The sequence below is a fragment of the Rhizobium sp. P1_C7 genome (genome assembly GCF_056406295.1).
Map to the genome: position 1 here is coordinate 124,383 of NZ_JBFUAL010000002.1, position 15,230 is coordinate 139,612.

Sequence of the window (15,230 nt, forward strand, 5' to 3'; positions counted from 1 at the left end):
GCGGGTGCAAGCGTCTAGGCTGATTTATACTAGGACCTGCCGGCTGCGAGACACTACGCTCGATAACCCCGCTTTCCGCAATCAATATGACAAAAACCCTTCTACATTGTTGCTTAATCAGATTTTTGCGACTAGTTTGGATCCATGGATACAAATGACATCGCTTTTGTGCTTCGGCATGAAATCGAGGGCGGGACGCTGCCGCCGGGTGCCGTTCTCAAGCAGGAACTGCTTGCGGAGCGCTTCGGCGTCAGCCGCCAACCTGTACGCCAGGCGCTAGACAGGTTGCTGGCCTCTGGGCTGCTTGATCGGCGTCCCGACCGAAGCCTTGCCGTCGCGGGGTTGAGCGAGGGACAGGCGCGCGAACTTGCGGAGATACGAGCATCGCTCGAGCGGACAGCGCTGCGCGCGTCGCTGGCAGCATTGACGGACAGCGATTTGCGCAAGGCGCGACGCTTGAACGAGGATCTTGTCGAGGAAGACGATCCACTGACACTGGAAGAGCTCGATATCGGCTTTCACCGCGTACTCTACGGACGATGCGGCAATGCCCGGCTTCTAGGCATGATAGAGGACCTGCGCCGCGAGTCGCGCCGCGCCTATGCGCGACAGCCGAAAGGCTCCGACGAGCGGGTCATCCTTCATGCCGAGCACGGCGCCATCATCGATGCCTGCGCGCGACGCGATACGGAGGCGGCTCTACGCGCACTGTCGCACCATCTTCAGCTGACCACGGCGCGCCTGACGCGCCATGAAATGACCTACGGAGAATGACAATGACGACGTTTTCCGCACAGGTCGCATGGGAGCGCGCTGAGGGCAGCTTCACCGACGGGCGCTACAGCCGCGGCCATAGCTGGACGTTCGACGGCGGACTGACCATTCCGGCCTCCGCCTCGCCGCATAACGTGGCGCTACCTTTTGCGGTGGCCGAAAACGTCGACCCGGAGGAAGCCTACGTTGCCGCGCTGTCGAGCTGCCACATGCTGTTCTATCTCTGGATCGCGTCGAAGAAGCGTATCGGTATCGAAAGTTACGTCGACGACGCGATGGGCGTCATGGAGACGGTCGATGGCAAGACCCTGGTAAGCCGCGTCGAGCTGAAGCCCCGTGTTGTCTATTCAGGCGAGGCACCCACCAGGAAGGCCGAGGAGCAGATGCACAATCAGGCGCACGAACTCTGCTTCCTCGCCAATTCTGTGAAAACCGTAATCGAAGTTCGGCTCGGCTGATCGTCAGATATCGAGATTCTCGGCAAAGGCGGCGCGATCCTGGATGAACCGGAAGCGGGCTTCAGGCTTCGTACCCATGAGGTCGTCGACCGCCGTGCGCGTGCCCTCGAAATCCACCTCGTCGATCAGCACGCGCAGGAGTGTGCGCTTGCGCGGATCCATCGTGGTTTCCTTGAGCTGCGCGGGCAGCATTTCACCGAGGCCTTTGAAGCGGCTGATCTCGACCTTGGTTTTGCTCTTGAATTCCGTCTCCATCAGCTCTTGCCGATGAACGTCGTCACGCGCGTAGGCGGATTTGGCGCCCTGCGTGATCTTGTAGAGCGGCGGCACGGCAAGGAATAGGTGCCCCCCGCGCACGAGCTCGGGCATCTCCTGGTAGAAGAAGGTGATGAGTAGCGAGGCGATGTGGGCGCCGTCGACGTCGGCATCGGTCATGACGATGACACGCTCGTAGCGAAGGTCTTCCTCACGATACTTCGAACGTGTGCCGCAGCCGAGTGCCTGGATGAGATCGGCAAGCTGCTGATTGGCGCCGAGCTTTTCGCGGCCGGCGCTGGCGACGTTGAGGATCTTGCCGCGCAGCGGAAGAATGGCCTGGTTGGCACGATTGCGCGCCTGCTTGGCCGATCCGCCTGCCGAGTCGCCTTCGACGATGAAGAGTTCGGCGCCTTGTGCAGTGTTCTGCGAGCAGTCGGCAAGCTTGCCCGGCAGGCGCAGCTTGCGCACAGCGGTCTTGCGGTTGACTTCCTTTTCCTTGCGGCGGCGCAAGCGCTCTTCGGCGCGCTCGATAACCCAGTCGAGTAGCTTCGCCGCTTCGTTGGGATTGTCCGCAAGGTAGTGGTCGAAAGGGTCGCGCAACGCGTTTTCGACGATGCGCTGGGCTTCAACCGTTGCCAGTCTGTCCTTGGTCTGGCCGACGAACTCGGGCTCGCGGATGAAGACCGAGAGCATGCCGACGGCGGAGATCATCACATCGTCGGTACTGATCTGAGCCGCGCGTTTGTTCTGCGTCAGCTCGGCGTAGTTTTTGAGGCCCTTGGTCAGCGCGATGCGCAGGCCCGCTTCGTGGGTGCCACCTTCGGGCGTCGGAATGGTGTTGCAATAGGAATGGACCTGCGGATCGCCGCCATACCAGGTGATCGCCCATTCGAGCGAACCGTGGCCACTGGTCTTTTCCGTCTTGCCTGCGAAGATTTCGCGGGTGACGGTGAATTCCTTGCCCATCGTCGCCTGCAGATAATCCTTCAGGCCGCCCGGAAAGTGGAAGACGGCCTTGTCGGGAATGTCGGAGCCGGGGGGGAGAACGCCTTCCTCGCAGCTCCAGCGGATCTCGACGCCGCCGAAGAGGTAAGCCTTCGAGCGCGCCATGCGGAACACGCGGCCCGCATCGAACTTGGCATGGTCGCCGAAGATCTGCGGATCGGGGTGGAAGCGGGTGCGCGTGCCGCGCCGGTTATGGACGTCGCCCAGTTCTTCCAGTCCGCCCAGCGGCAGGCCGCGGGAGAAGCGCTGCCGATAGAGCTTGCGGTTGCGCGCAACCTCGACTTCCAGCACGTCAGAGAGCGCATTGACGACCGAGATGCCCACGCCGTGCAGGCCGCCGGAAGTTTCGTAGGCTTTGCCGTCAAACTTGCCGCCGGCATGCAGCTTGGTCATGATGACTTCGAGCGTCGACTTTCCGGGAACCTGCGGATGGTTCTCGACCGGGATGCCGCGGCCGTTGTCGCTGACCGTCAGGTAGCCTTCGAGATCGAGATAGACCTCGATAAAATTGGCGTGGCCGGCGACCGCTTCGTCCATCGAGTTGTCGATGACTTCGGCAAACAGGTGGTGCAGTGCCTTCTCGTCGGTGCCGCCGATATACATGCCGGGACGCATGCGCACCGGCTCGAGGCCTTCCAGAACGCGAATGGAGGAGGCTCCGTAGTCCTCGGAAGTCGAACTCGCCGGTGCCGGGCGTGACATCGCCGCGGGAGCAGAACCATGGGCGGGATCCGGCGGCGGTGCCTCCGATGCCGGCTTTGCAGCCGGCTCCGTCGCCTTCGGGGCATCCTCCTGCTTTGCTGTCAGGGGTAATCCGGAAAAGAGGTCGTTGCTATCGTCCATGGGGCCGTTCAGATCTTTATCCTGTCATGGGCAAGCTGCTTACGCCTGGGCCTGACCCAAAATCACCGCATTTGATGTCACGTTTGCGAATCAGGCAGATTGTGCCAGAAAGTACCTCGATACGCGACGCCGCCTCATTCGGCGGACTTTCTCAGGAAATGGTTTGCGTTGAAGGGGGCGGAATGGCAAGCGGCCATAGGCCCCAGGGAACCACGCACATGCGAATGTCCACAAGTCATTGCACCACTATCGCCGCAATTGCGGCCTTTTTCATGGTGGCGACCGCCGAAGGCCGGACGGCCGACCTTCTGCCGCCCTACAAGGACGATCTGTTTTCCACACAGAAGGTTCTTCAGACCGGTGACGACGGCGCTCTCGATGTCATCGAATACGACGAGATGCGCGATATCAACGGCCGCGACCAGATCCCCGAAAAACGCGCCCAGCAGAAATTCGTGTCGCTCGGCGTGCGCAAAGTCCAGGCGGACGAAACCCTCTCGCTCGACGGCTACAGGCTCGATGTCACCAGGGTGGGACAGGCTGCGGGAGCGGCTTTCACGGTTATCTTCATCCACGGGCGAAACGGCGACCGGCGCCTCGGCGCCAACGACTACACCTTCGGCGGTAATTTCAACCGGCTGAAGAACCTGGTTGCCGGCAATGGCGGGGTCTACTACTCGCCGACAGTCAAGACGTTCGACAGCGAAGGTGTCGCTGCGATCGCCGGTCTGATCCGCTACTCCAGCCAGCAATCCCCCGGCAAGCCGGTGATACTGGCATGCGCCTCGATGGGCAGTCAGGTCTGCTGGGGCGTCAGCCGCGACCGACGCAGTGTCGAGCGACTGAAGGGCATGGTGATCATGAGCGGCGTCAGCGATCCAGATTTCATCCTGAGCGCCTTCTACAAGGCGAGGTTGCCGCTGTGGTTCGTCCACGGCAGCCGTGACCCAGTCTATGCGGCGGCCGCCCAGCTGACGATGTACGAGAAGCTTCACAAGACCGGCTATCCTGCACGTTTCACTCTTTACCAGGCCGGCAATCACGGAACCCCGATCCGCATGATCGACTGGCGTCGGGCTCTGAACTGGCTGGTTGCGTCCTGAACCAGACGGGGGCAGGGGTGTTTTTTTCCCCGGGCGACCAGACTTTAGGCAATGCCGCACCGCAATTTTAAGCATTTGCGCGGCAAATCGCCCTTATTTCCCTTACGTAAGGGTCCAAAACCTTTTCATTCCCGTGGGCTTTTGCTAAGGCCGCTGAATACGGAGAAATTGGGAAGGCTGGCATGACCCCTGACGTGCGCCCGCTTGTGGCGGGAAACTGGAAAATGAATGGCACGCGTGCCTCCCTCGACCAGATCAAAGCGATTGCCGAGGGCGTCCACGGCCCCCTTTCCGCTAAGGTTGAGGCGTTGATTTGCCCGCCGGCAACGCTGCTCTATGTCGCCACAGCGCTCTGCACGGATAGCCCGCTTGCCATCGGCGCGCAGGATTGCCACCAGAACCCGTCGGGTGCGCACACTGGTGATATTTCCGCAGAGATGATCGCTGATTGCTTCGGCACCCACGTCATCGTCGGCCATTCCGAGCGCCGCACCGACCACGCCGAAACCGACCATCTCGTCCGCGCCAAGGCGGAAGCCGCGTTTGCGGCAGAGCTAACCGCCATCATCTGCCTCGGCGAGACTGCGGATGAACGCAAGGCGGGTCAGACCCTCGATGTCATCAAGCGCCAGCTGTCCGCCTCAGTTCCCGAAAGCGCCACACCTGAAAACACAGTTATCGCCTACGAACCCGTCTGGGCGATCGGGACCGGCGTCACACCGACCGTGCAAGACGTCGAGAAGGCTCACGCCTTCATGCGTTCGGAACTGCTTGCCCGCTTCGGCGAGAATGGCAAGAAGATCCGCATTCTCTACGGCGGCTCCGTTAAGCCGAGCAACGCCAAGGAGCTTATGGGCGTCGCGAATGTCGACGGCGCATTGATCGGCGGCGCGAGCTTGAAAGCCGCGGATTTCCTCGCCATCTACGGCGCATACGAAGCGCTGCTTGCTTAGAGCCGTGTATATTCCGCGCCGAAGGGCTTGGAATAGCGGATTACCTCATGTAAAGAGCGCCAGAATTTTACTTTATGCCTGCTTTGCGCGGGCAGGACTGGACCCATGCAGACCGTATTGATTGTCATTCATCTCATGATCGTGCTGGCGCTTGTCGGCGTCGTGCTCATTCAGCGCTCGGAAGGGGGCGGTCTCGGTGTGGGCGGCGGTTCGGGCTTCATGTCGGCCCGCGGCACGGCCAATGCGCTGACCCGCACGACCGCGATCCTTGCGACGCTTTTCTTCATCACCTCGCTCGGTCTCGGCATTCTCAACCGTTACGAGGCGCGTCCGACCGATATTTTGAACCGCATTCCGGCAACGGGCGGTGCTGGTAACGGTATTCTTGATTCGCTCGGCGGCCAGAACGGCGCCGCTGCTCCGGCACAGGCGCCCGCCCAGCGGGGCAACGGCGTTCCGACCGGCGGCGACGCGCCTGCGGCTCCCGCAGCAAGCGCTCCCGCTGTGACGGCTCCGGCAGCACCCGCCACCCAGACTGCTCCGGCGGTACCGCAGGCGATGTCGCCGGCGGCTCCGGCCCAGGCACCCGCGACCGTCCCCAGCGGGCAGTAAGCGGCAGAAAACATAAACCGCCGGCAGGCCTTCGGGTCTGCCGGTTTTCTTTTGTTCAGATTTCGCCACACAGCACGCGCGTCGACGATGCAAGAAGAATGCTGTGAAAACTAAAGCCCTAAAATTCAGGAAATGAATTTTAGGGCTGGTGGAATCGTTTTTGAAAAGGTATCCGGTGGCTCCCATGGCGCGATACGTATTCATCACTGGCGGCGTGGTTTCCTCTCTCGGTAAAGGAATTGCGGCCGCGGCTCTCGGAGCGTTGCTGCAGTCCCGTGGTTACCGGGTTCGGCTTCGCAAACTCGACCCCTATCTGAACGTGGATCCGGGCACTATGAGCCCGACCCAGCACGGCGAAGTCTTCGTCACCGACGACGGTGCCGAAACCGATCTTGATCTTGGCCACTACGAGCGCTTTACCGGACGCTCGGCGACCAAGACCGACAACATCACCACCGGCCGCATCTACAAGAACATCATCGACAAAGAACGCCGCGGCGACTACCTCGGCGCAACGGTCCAGGTCATTCCGCACGTCACTAACGAGATCAAGGATTTCGTGGTCGAAGGCAATGACGACTATGATTTTGTCATCTGCGAGATCGGCGGCACGGTCGGCGACATCGAGGCGATGCCGTTTATGGAAGCGATCCGCCAGCTCGGCAACGATTTGCCGCGCGGCGCCGCGATCTACGTTCATCTGACGCTGATGCCCTACATTCCGGCAGCCGGTGAACTGAAGACCAAGCCGACGCAGCACTCGGTCAAGGAACTGCAGGCGCTGGGCATCCACCCGGACATCCTGCTCGTTCGCGCCGATCGCGAAATTCCGGAAGCCGAGCGCCGCAAGCTTTCGCTCTTTTGCAACGTACGCCCGTCCGCCGTCATCCAGGCGCTTGACGTCGCCAACATCTACGACGTGCCGATCGCCTACCACAAGGAAGGGCTCGACAACGAAGTTCTGGCCGCCTTCGGCATCGAGCCGGCGCCGAAGCCCCGTCTCGACCAGTGGGAAGAGGTGTGCAACCGCATCCGCACGCCGGAAGGCGAGGTCACGATCGCGATCGTCGGCAAGTACACCGGACTCAAGGATGCCTACAAGTCGCTGATCGAAGCGCTGCACCACGGCGGAATCGCCAACCGTGTCAAGGTCAACCTCGAGTGGATCGAATCGGAAGTCTTCGAAAAGGAAGACCCAGCGCCGTACCTTGAGAAGGTGCACGGCATCCTGGTTCCGGGCGGCTTTGGCGAGCGCGGATCGGAAGGGAAGATCCATGCGGCGCGCTTCGCGCGTGAACGCAAGGTACCGTATTTCGGTATCTGTTTCGGCATGCAGATGGCGGTTATCGAGGCCGCCCGCAACTTGGCCGGCGTCGAGACCGCGTCATCGACGGAGTTCGGCTCGACCAAGGAACCGGTTGTTGGCCTGATGACGGAATGGATCAAGGGCAACGCGCTCGAGAAGCGCAATGCGTCCGGCGACCTCGGCGGCACGATGCGCCTCGGCGCCTACAAGGCGGCCTTGAAGAAGGGCACCAAGATTTCCGAGATCTACGGCTCGACCGATATCTCCGAGCGCCATCGCCACCGCTACGAAGTCAACGTCGACTACAAGGATCGGCTGGAAAACTGCGGCCTCGTCTTCTCCGGCATGTCTCCGGACGGTGTGCTGCCGGAAACCGTCGAATATCCGGACCATCCGTGGTTCATCGGCGTCCAGTACCACCCGGAACTGAAGAGCCGTCCGCTCGATCCGCATCCGCTGTTCGCCAGCTTCATCGAAGCTGCAACCGAGCAGAGCCGGCTGGTCTGAGCAGGTAGGAGTTCGATCTGGCAACAATTCGCCCCGCAGCAACGCGCTGCGGGGGGCTTTTTCGGATCGTTTGGCGCCCGACTGCAACTCGGTTGCCGCAGGCTTGATAATCCGCGCCCTTGGGCTAGGTTGGTGGCATGGACCATGCTCGCTGCTGCAGGACGGTTCCGAAGACGCTCCGCTCCGCGCGAGACGATCAACGCAGCGTTCCTCGATCCGCAGGCCGTCGCAACCTTGTCAAGGCGTTCGAGCCTCACGTAGGCGGCCGTTTCAGCATGTCGCCCGTCTATCCGGCGGGCGACCACGAGCAGGGCAAAACAACAGACGGCACCGTTACTTTCAAGGGACGAATTGCAATGCTGGTGGCGGATGAACTAGTCGCCTGGTGAAATGACGGTCCCCACCAGACTCTCGCCAGTCGCCGGCGGCACCGATGTCACCCCGGCCTGCGACAACTTTCCGCCCGACATTCGGCTCGAAGACAACGAAGCCGGATGTCGCTTGACGCTGGAACAGCTCGCCGCCTTCGTGAATGGCTGAGAGACTATGCCGCCTCGGGCAGTGGCCCGACATAGACCGATCGTGGCCGGATAAGCCGGCCATTGAGCGCCTGTTCCCGGGCATGTGCAATCCAGCCGACGGTTCGGCCGATCGCAAATACCCCGGTGAAGGCTTCGCGCGGAAAGCCCAGCGCATCCAGCAGCAGCGCCGTGTAGAACTCGACATTGACATCGAGCGGCCTGTCCGGCTTTCGCTCCCTGAGGATCGCGATGGCGGCGCGCTCCACGGTTTCTGCGAGCGCAATGCGGCCGCTGTCGACCTGGCCGGTGGCGATCAGCGGCTGTAGCGCGCCCTTCAGCGCATCGGCGCGCGGATCGCGCACTCGGTAGATTCGATGGCCGAAGCCCATCAGCCGCTCGCCGCGGTCGAGCGCACTCGCGAGCCAGGCACGCGCATTCGCCTCGCAGCCGATTTCGTCGAACATGTCGAGCACCGGGCCAGGCGCGCCGCCATGCAGCGGCCCCTTGAGCGCGCTGATCGCCGCGACGACAGACGAGGTGAGGCCGGCCCGCGTCGAGGCAATGACGCGCGAAGCGAAAGTCGAGGCGTTGAGGCCGTGGTCCGAAATCGTCACCAGGTAGGCGTCGAGCGTCGCCGTCTGCTCTGCGCTCGGTACTCGCCCGGTCAGCATGCGAAGGATGTCGGCAGCCTGGGTCAGGGACGGATCGGGCTCCAGGGCTTGGCTGCCCGCCTGCAGCCGCAGGATAGCGGGCAGAAAGACCGCCGGCGCTGCCAGCAGCCGCAGCGCCGTCTCGAAATCCTCGCCGTCCGCCAACCGGGCGATCAGCGCCCGCACCGCATCGACCGGCGGCAGCGCCAGCAAGGCCGCATCGGCGGCAGCGACATGAGCGAAAACATGGCGTCGCGTGTGGCCCAGCCTTGATCTCAACTGGTCGCCGTCGAAATGCTTTTCGGTCAGTCCGTCGAGCAGGAGTGCTGCAACGCTCTCGTAGGTCTCCGTCAAGACCAAATGATCGAGCGATACGCCGCGGATGATCAGCCGCCCCGCTTCCCCGTCCACATCAGAGAGCTGTGTTTCCGCCGCAATGACATCTTCCAATCCGTTCTTCATCGTTGTTTCTCCTTTACACCATAAAGGATCGGACCTAGTTTGATTGACGTCAATCTTGATGAAATCGATCAATGTATGAGGGGCAGATGTCCTGGCTGACGGCTGAGAAGGCGCTTGAGAAACTTGGAACAAAGCCGCAGACGCTCTACGCCAATGTCAGCCGGGGCCGCATTCGCGCCAAGGCCGACCCGACCGATCCGCGCCGCAGCCTCTACAATGCCGCCGACGTCACCCGTCTGGCCGACCGGCATGCTGGGCGGCGAAAGGCAGAATCGGTGGCCGCCGAAACGATCCAGTGGGGCGACCCCGTGCTGCCTTCGGCGATCTCCACGATCGTAGAGGGTCGACTGTATTACCGGGGCCGCGATGCCGCCGCCTGGGCGGAGCATGCCACGCTGGAGGAGACGGCTGCGCTGCTGTGGGATTCGGCACCGATTGCGGTCAGTCCCACGGCGGCATCCGACATTCGGCCGTCGGTCGCGCGTGCATTCATCCTGCTTGCCGAGCGCGTGAGCAGCGATCTGCCGACGGTTGGACGCTCGCAAAACGCCTTGAAGATCGAGGCACAGAGCGTGCTGTCGACGGTTGCAGCGGCACTCGCTCCGCCGTCGGCGGACCTGTTGCTGCACGAACGCCTGGCGGCAGGCTGGGGCAGGGCAAAGGAGGCGGACTGCATCCGCCGCGCCCTCGTGCTACTTGCCGATCATGAGCTCAACGCATCCACCTTTGCCACCCGCGTCACTGCCTCCTCGGGCGCAACACTGTCCGCATCCGTGCTGTCGGGCGTCGCAACGCTGACCGGCCCGCTGCACGGCGGCGCATGGCAGAGCGTCGTCTCGCTTGTCGATAACGCCCGCACGCATGGCCCGGCCGCGGCAATCAGGCGAGCACTGGCGCAGGGAACGCCGCTGGGCGCGTTCGGCCATCCGCTTTATCCGGACGGAGATATCCGCGCAAAGGCGCTCCTGGCGCAATTCCCATTGCCCGCCCCGTATGCCGATTTGGCCACTCTCGGGGAGGAGATGGTTGGAGATAAGCCAAATATTGACTTCGCCCTCAGCGCCATGGCCTGCTGCTGCGGCCTTCCGGACGATGCACCGCTTGTGATGTTCGCCCTGGCGCGTTCGATCGGCTGGCTTGCGCACGCAATGGAGCAGGTCGAAAGCGGGCACCTGATCCGTCCAAGGGCGCGCTACACCGGGTTGCCGATCCAAGCGTAGGACACCTTGATCCTAGCGCACAGCAATGCATGATTTTAGCATGCGCTGCGATTCAATCCGAGTATTATGGCCAGCGCCGGCCAGCGCCGGTGTCGTGACGGGGGCGTTGATGCGGATCGATACGTGGTTTCCTTTTGCTTTTTCAGCAGCGCTTGCTGCAGCGATGCTGTTTTCGCCAGGCGCCGCGTCCGCGCAGTCGGGCGGATGCACGATGGAGCCCGTGGGGGGCACGTCGCGCCAGATCATGCGCTGTGCCGATGGCGTTACCATCACGGCCGAGGGCGGCGCGCGTTTCAATCTCATTGACCGCAATCGCGATGGCCGCCCGGATGCCGTGTCGCTGCGCAACAAGGCCGTGCTGGTCGATGTTGACGGGGCAAGGCGTACTGAGGGCTTTCAGGTGCTGACACCGCAGGCGATCGCCGCCGTTCGTGGAACCCGCTGGGCCGTCGACGTGAAGAATGGCACAACGGCCGTCTTTGTCGTTCGCGGCCGTGTTGCCGTTGGCCGGCTCGCGTCGCGACAGACGGTGATCCTGACGGTGGGTGAGGGCGTTGACGTAACGGCAGGCAGCGGGCAGCTGACGGTCCGCCGTTGGTCGCCGGCGCGGGCGGCAGCCCTGCTCGCCCGGCTCGGCCAGTAGTCGCCCATGCAGGCCAGGAGGCTTCTGATTACGACAGCGCTGATTGTCGCCGCCGTCTGGGGCGGCTCGCTCGGCTACATGCATCTTGGAGGCACGGCCGGCTTCCTCGACCGCATTGAGGCGTCGCTGACCGACCTCCGAAGCCTGGCTCTCGGTACAAGGACGCCGCCGCCGATTGTCAGCATCGTCGCTATCGACAACCGCACTGCTGCGGCCAGCGGCTATCCGCTGAGCCGCGCAACGCTTGCCCGCCTGATCGACTCGATCTCCACGTTGAAGCCAAAGGTCGTGGCGCTCGATCTGCTTTTGGTCGATCCGGGGCCGGAGGATGGGGATGCCGCACTTGCCGCTGCGCTGAGACAGGTTCCATCGGTCATCGCCGCCGCTGGAGTCTTTCCAGAAAGTACTCAGTCGGTGACACGCGACGACAACGATCCGTTGGCGGCGATCCCGCTTGCAAGCCAGATGCTGCTGCCGCTTGCCCGCTTCGCCGATGCCGCCGCAACCGGTGTCGTCAACGTGTCCACCGATCAGACAGGAACGCCGCGCTATGTTCCGCTCATCTCCCGCGGTGCGCATCGCGTCGATCAGTCCTTTCCGCTGCGCGCCGCATCGCTTGCTCTGGGGATCAATCCGGCTTTCTCACCCGCCGGGCTGTCGCTTGGCGACCGTCACCTGCCGACCGATGGCGGGCAGCGGCTGCCGCTCACTTTCTACGGTCCGCACGGCACGATCCCGACCTACAGCGCCGCTGATGCGCTTGACGGCAAACTGCCTGCCAAGGCCGTGGAGGGACGGGTCGTCGTCATCGGTTCAACCGTAACCGGCGGCGGGGACGTATTCCCGACGCCGTTCGATCCTGTTTTGCCGGGCGTGGAGGTGATGTCCACAGCGATCACGCAACTGATCGCCGGCGACGGTCTAGTCAGGGACCACGCTGTCCGCTTGCTCGATGCCACTGCTGCCTTTGCCCTGCCGCCGCTGCTGATCAGCCTTCTCGCATGGCGCCGCAGCGCGTTCGGCTACGCCACCATTGCCGCAGTTGCGCTGGTCTGGGTGATGCTCAATCTGCTCGCGTTTGCCCACGGATACTGGTTCAGTGCCGCATTGCCGATTGCCGCGACCTTGCCGCCCGTGCTTCTTTTCGGTGCGATGGAGCTGTGGTTCGACCGCATTCGCGCCACTCGGTATGCAGCGGAAAGCGACCTGCTGCAGCGTATCGAGGCGCCCGGGCTCGGCGAATGGCTGGCGCGCGATCCGAACTTTCTGCGGGAGCCGGTTCGCCAAGACGTAGCCGTCGTCTTCGTCGACCTGTCGGGATTCACGGGGTTGAGCGAAGCGATCGGCGTGACAAATGTCCGCGAGGTTCTGAGCGGCTTCTTCGAATTGTTGGACGACGAGGCGCGCGCCCATGGCGGCGCGATCACGAGCTTCATGGGCGACGGCGCGATGATTCTCTTCGGCCTGCCGCAGGCCTCAGGTGACGATGCAGCACGGGCTGCCGCCTGCGCGGTCGGGCTTTGCAGGCGCATGCGCGGCTGGCTTTCTGTCCATCCGGTGCTCGCGGGCCGGACGATCGGCTTCAAGGTCGGCGCCCATTGCGGACCGGTCGTCGCCTCGCGCCTCGGCACCGGCGCCCGCCAGCAGATTACCGCGACCGGCGATACCGTGAACGTCGCAAGCCGGCTGATGGAGGTGGCGGCGGCGCGCCACGTCGAGTTGGCGCTGAGCGCGGCGCTGATGCTGGCGGCGGGTGCTGACGCCGCGCCCCTTCACTCGGGCCGGCTTGAAGGTCCGGAGCTGGCGGCAATCCGTGGAAGAGCCGAAAGTGTCGATGTCTGGCTGTGGCAAGGACATCCGCTTTGACATTTGCTGCCTGACGAAGTAGGAACAGCGCAACTTTTCAACCGGCAAGCTCCGGCCACGGCGTGCGATACGCCTGAAAATTCCGAAAGACAGACAAGATGACAGATTTCAGCGGCGTCGCTCCGGCGATCGCCAAGGCGTTGGTCAAGCGCGGTTACACCGACCTGACCCCAGTTCAAAAATCCATGCTCGACCCGGCGCTCGCCGCTTCGGATGCGCTCGTTTCGGCCCAGACCGGCTCCGGCAAGACCGTTGCCTTTGGTCTGGCGCTGGCACCGACGCTGCTCGAAGGCCAGGAGCGCTTCGAGCCGGCCGCCGAACCGCTCGCCCTGGTGATTGCTCCCACGCGCGAACTGGCGCTGCAGGTCAAGCGCGAGCTGGAGTGGCTTTATGAAATGACCGGCGCCGTGATCGTCAGCTGCGTCGGCGGCATGGATATCCGCAGCGAGCGCCGTTTGCTCGAGCGTGGCGCCCATATCGTCGTCGGCACGCCGGGCCGTCTCTGCGACCACATCCGCCGCAGGGCGCTCGACATGTCGGGCCTGAAGGCGGTCGTGCTCGATGAGGCCGACGAAATGCTCGACCTAGGTTTCCGCGAAGACCTCGAGTTCATTCTCCAAGCCTCGCCCGATGACCGCCGCACGCTGATGTTCTCCGCAACGGTCCCAGCGGCCATCGCAAAGCTCGCCAAGAGCTACCAGAAGAACGCTGTGCGCGTTGCCACGACGGCTGAAGAAAAGCAGCATGTCGATATCGAATATCGTGCCTTGGCCGTCGCCCCGAGCGACCGCGAGAATGCGATCATCAACGTCCTTCGCTACTACGAAGCGACCAACGCGATCGTCTTCTGCTCGACCCGCGCCGCCGTCAACCACCTGACGGCCCGCTTCCACAACCGCAATTTCAACGTCGTTGCCCTGTCGGGCGAACTGACGCAGAACGAGCGCACCCACGCGCTTCAGGCGATGCGCGACGGTCGTGCACGCGTCTGCATCGCAACCGACGTCGCCGCCCGCGGTATCGACCTTCCGGGCCTCGATCTCGTCATCCATGCCGATCTGCCGACCAATCCCGACACCCTGCTTCACCGCAGCGGCCGTACCGGTCGCGCCGGGCGCAAGGGCATCAGCGCACTGATCGTGCCGCTCAATGCCCGCCGCAAGGCCGAGCGTCTGCTCGACAACGCCGGTATCTCGGCTGCCTGGGCGCGCCCGCCGTCCGCCGAAGAGGTTACCGCGCGTGACGAGGAGCGCCTGTTGGCCGATCCGATTTTCGCGGAAGCACCCCGCGAAGAAGAACAGGATCTGGTCAAGCGCCTTCTCGCCGCCCATGGGGCCGAGAAGCTTGCGACCGCCTTCGTCAACCTCTACCGCTCCAACCAGTCCGCGCCAGAGGACCTGATCGAGGTTTCCGTCCAGGATACCCCGCGCAAGCGTCGCGACAACGCCGACGGCCCGCGCGAGCCGAGCGAGAAGGGACCGCGCGACGACTTCGGTTCGAGCGTCTGGTTCTCCATTTCCGTAGGGCGCAAGCAGAATGCCGAGCCGCGCTGGCTGATCCCGATGCTTTGCCGCAACGGCAACGTCACTAAGCGCGAAATCGGCGCGATCAAGATGCAGCAGGACGAAACTTTCGTTGAGATCGCGGCCGACAGCGCCGAAGCGTTCCTGCAGTCGATCGGCCCGAACAAAGCACTGGAGCGCGGCATCCGCGTCACCCAGCTGAACGGCACGCCTGACTTCAACAAGTCTGCGCCGTCCAAGCCCTACGCCGCCAAGAAGTCCTTCGACGACCGCCGCGGCGATCGCCCGAATGACGGCTTCAAGAAGGGCCAGCGCAGCGATGCGGCTCCGGCCGCTGGCGAGCGCGACGAACGCCGCGAGAGCAAGCCCTGGGCCAAGAAGGCTGGCAAGTTCGAAGGCCAGCCCAAATTTGAGGGCAAGCCTAAGTTCGAGGGTAAGCCCAAGTTCGAGGGTAAGCCCGGCAACGGTCCGAAGCCGAAGTTCGCGAAGAAGAAGGGCTGAGTTTTAGCAAGCCGAAGACGGCAAG

General features: G+C 63.2%; 14 protein-coding genes. 12 read left to right on the top strand and 2 right to left on the bottom strand.

Features of this window, described 5'->3' with window-relative positions; all coding sequences use genetic code 11:
* Positions 1–144: 144 nt before the first annotated feature.
* Together AC1D2R_RS03725 and AC1D2R_RS03730 are read left to right on the top strand one after the other, a co-directional pair.
* Entirely contained in the window at positions 145–774 is a 630-nt protein-coding gene (locus AC1D2R_RS03725) for a GntR family transcriptional regulator (protein ID WP_477964893.1), read from the top strand.
* Between the two features lie 2 nt (positions 775–776).
* Positions 777–1,232: an OsmC family protein gene (locus AC1D2R_RS03730; protein WP_477964895.1), complete on the top strand. Its 456-nt coding sequence runs from the start codon at positions 777–779 to the stop codon at positions 1,230–1,232.
* 3 nt (positions 1,233–1,235) lie between these two features.
* On the opposite strand, the gene parE is transcribed toward AC1D2R_RS03730, so the two are convergent.
* A complete protein-coding gene (gene parE, locus AC1D2R_RS03735; protein ID WP_477964897.1) occupies positions 1,236–3,338 on the bottom strand; it encodes a DNA topoisomerase IV subunit B in 2,103 nt (700 codons plus the stop codon).
* A 218-nt stretch (positions 3,339–3,556) separates the two neighbouring features.
* Here parE and AC1D2R_RS03740 point away from each other — a divergent pair, with 218 nt between their 5' ends.
* From AC1D2R_RS03740 to AC1D2R_RS03765, 6 genes are all read left to right on the top strand, one after another.
* Complete coding sequence (locus tag AC1D2R_RS03740; RefSeq protein WP_477964899.1) at positions 3,557–4,441, top strand: alpha/beta hydrolase; 885 nt, start codon at positions 3,557–3,559, stop codon at positions 4,439–4,441.
* A 182-nt stretch (positions 4,442–4,623) separates the two neighbouring features.
* Entirely contained in the window at positions 4,624–5,394 is a 771-nt protein-coding gene (gene tpiA / locus AC1D2R_RS03745) for a triose-phosphate isomerase (RefSeq protein WP_477964901.1), read from the top strand.
* A 105-nt stretch (positions 5,395–5,499) separates the two neighbouring features.
* Positions 5,500–6,006, top strand: coding sequence for a preprotein translocase subunit SecG (gene secG, locus AC1D2R_RS03750; RefSeq protein WP_477964902.1), 507 nt, complete (start codon positions 5,500–5,502; stop codon positions 6,004–6,006).
* Between the two features lie 184 nt (positions 6,007–6,190).
* Entirely contained in the window at positions 6,191–7,819 is a 1,629-nt protein-coding gene (locus AC1D2R_RS03755; protein ID WP_477964904.1) for a CTP synthase, read from the top strand.
* 137 nt (positions 7,820–7,956) lie between these two features.
* Entirely contained in the window at positions 7,957–8,208 is a 252-nt protein-coding gene (locus AC1D2R_RS03760) for an SRPBCC family protein (protein WP_477964906.1), read from the top strand.
* A 1-nt stretch (position 8,209) separates the two neighbouring features.
* A complete protein-coding gene (locus AC1D2R_RS03765; protein WP_477964908.1) occupies positions 8,210–8,359 on the top strand; it encodes a hypothetical protein in 150 nt (49 codons plus the stop codon).
* A 4-nt stretch (positions 8,360–8,363) separates the two neighbouring features.
* Here the strand turns inward: AC1D2R_RS03765 and AC1D2R_RS03770 are convergent, their stop codons facing one another.
* A complete protein-coding gene (locus AC1D2R_RS03770) occupies positions 8,364–9,452 on the bottom strand; it encodes a citrate synthase/methylcitrate synthase (RefSeq protein ID WP_477964910.1) in 1,089 nt (362 codons plus the stop codon).
* Positions 9,453–9,538: 86 nt separating this feature from the next.
* Between AC1D2R_RS03770 and AC1D2R_RS03775 the strand changes: the two genes are divergently transcribed.
* The 4 genes from AC1D2R_RS03775 to AC1D2R_RS03790 all read left to right on the top strand — a co-directional run bounded on the left by AC1D2R_RS03775 (position 9,539) and on the right by AC1D2R_RS03790 (position 15,205).
* Positions 9,539–10,672 (top strand): citrate synthase, encoded by a 1,134-nt coding sequence (locus AC1D2R_RS03775; protein ID WP_477964912.1) that lies wholly within the window; start codon positions 9,539–9,541, stop codon positions 10,670–10,672.
* A 115-nt stretch (positions 10,673–10,787) separates the two neighbouring features.
* On the top strand, positions 10,788–11,315 hold the full coding sequence (locus tag AC1D2R_RS03780; protein ID WP_477965389.1) for a FecR domain-containing protein: 528 nt from the start codon (positions 10,788–10,790) through the stop codon (positions 11,313–11,315).
* Positions 11,316–11,321: 6 nt separating this feature from the next.
* On the top strand, positions 11,322–13,181 hold the full coding sequence (locus AC1D2R_RS03785; protein WP_477964914.1) for a CHASE2 domain-containing protein: 1,860 nt from the start codon (positions 11,322–11,324) through the stop codon (positions 13,179–13,181).
* 98 nt (positions 13,182–13,279) lie between these two features.
* Entirely contained in the window at positions 13,280–15,205 is a 1,926-nt protein-coding gene (locus tag AC1D2R_RS03790; protein WP_477964916.1) for a DEAD/DEAH box helicase, read from the top strand.
* Positions 15,206–15,230 lie beyond the last annotated feature (25 nt).

What these genes read in the sequence shown, in the direction of transcription:
- AC1D2R_RS03770 (WP_477964910.1), bottom strand. Translation starts at nt 9,452, where the DNA reads ATGAAGAACGGATTGGAAGATGTCATTGCGGCGGAAACACAGCTCTCT.
- AC1D2R_RS03740 (WP_477964899.1), top strand. Translation starts at nt 3,557, where the DNA reads ATGCGAATGTCCACAAGTCATTGCACCACTATCGCCGCAATTGCGGCC.
- AC1D2R_RS03730 (WP_477964895.1), top strand. Translation starts at nt 777, where the DNA reads ATGACGACGTTTTCCGCACAGGTCGCATGGGAGCGCGCTGAGGGCAGC.
- AC1D2R_RS03760 (WP_477964906.1), top strand. Translation starts at nt 7,957, where the DNA reads ATGGACCATGCTCGCTGCTGCAGGACGGTTCCGAAGACGCTCCGCTCC.
- AC1D2R_RS03755 (WP_477964904.1), top strand. Translation starts at nt 6,191, where the DNA reads ATGGCGCGATACGTATTCATCACTGGCGGCGTGGTTTCCTCTCTCGGT.
- AC1D2R_RS03785 (WP_477964914.1), top strand. Translation starts at nt 11,322, where the DNA reads ATGCAGGCCAGGAGGCTTCTGATTACGACAGCGCTGATTGTCGCCGCC.
- tpiA (WP_477964901.1), top strand. Translation starts at nt 4,624, where the DNA reads ATGACCCCTGACGTGCGCCCGCTTGTGGCGGGAAACTGGAAAATGAAT.
- parE (WP_477964897.1), bottom strand. Translation starts at nt 3,338, where the DNA reads ATGGACGATAGCAACGACCTCTTTTCCGGATTACCCCTGACAGCAAAG.
- AC1D2R_RS03775 (WP_477964912.1), top strand. Translation starts at nt 9,539, where the DNA reads ATGTCCTGGCTGACGGCTGAGAAGGCGCTTGAGAAACTTGGAACAAAG.
- AC1D2R_RS03790 (WP_477964916.1), top strand. Translation starts at nt 13,280, where the DNA reads ATGACAGATTTCAGCGGCGTCGCTCCGGCGATCGCCAAGGCGTTGGTC.
- secG (WP_477964902.1), top strand. Translation starts at nt 5,500, where the DNA reads ATGCAGACCGTATTGATTGTCATTCATCTCATGATCGTGCTGGCGCTT.
- AC1D2R_RS03725 (WP_477964893.1), top strand. Translation starts at nt 145, where the DNA reads ATGGATACAAATGACATCGCTTTTGTGCTTCGGCATGAAATCGAGGGC.
- AC1D2R_RS03765 (WP_477964908.1), top strand. Translation starts at nt 8,210, where the DNA reads ATGACGGTCCCCACCAGACTCTCGCCAGTCGCCGGCGGCACCGATGTC.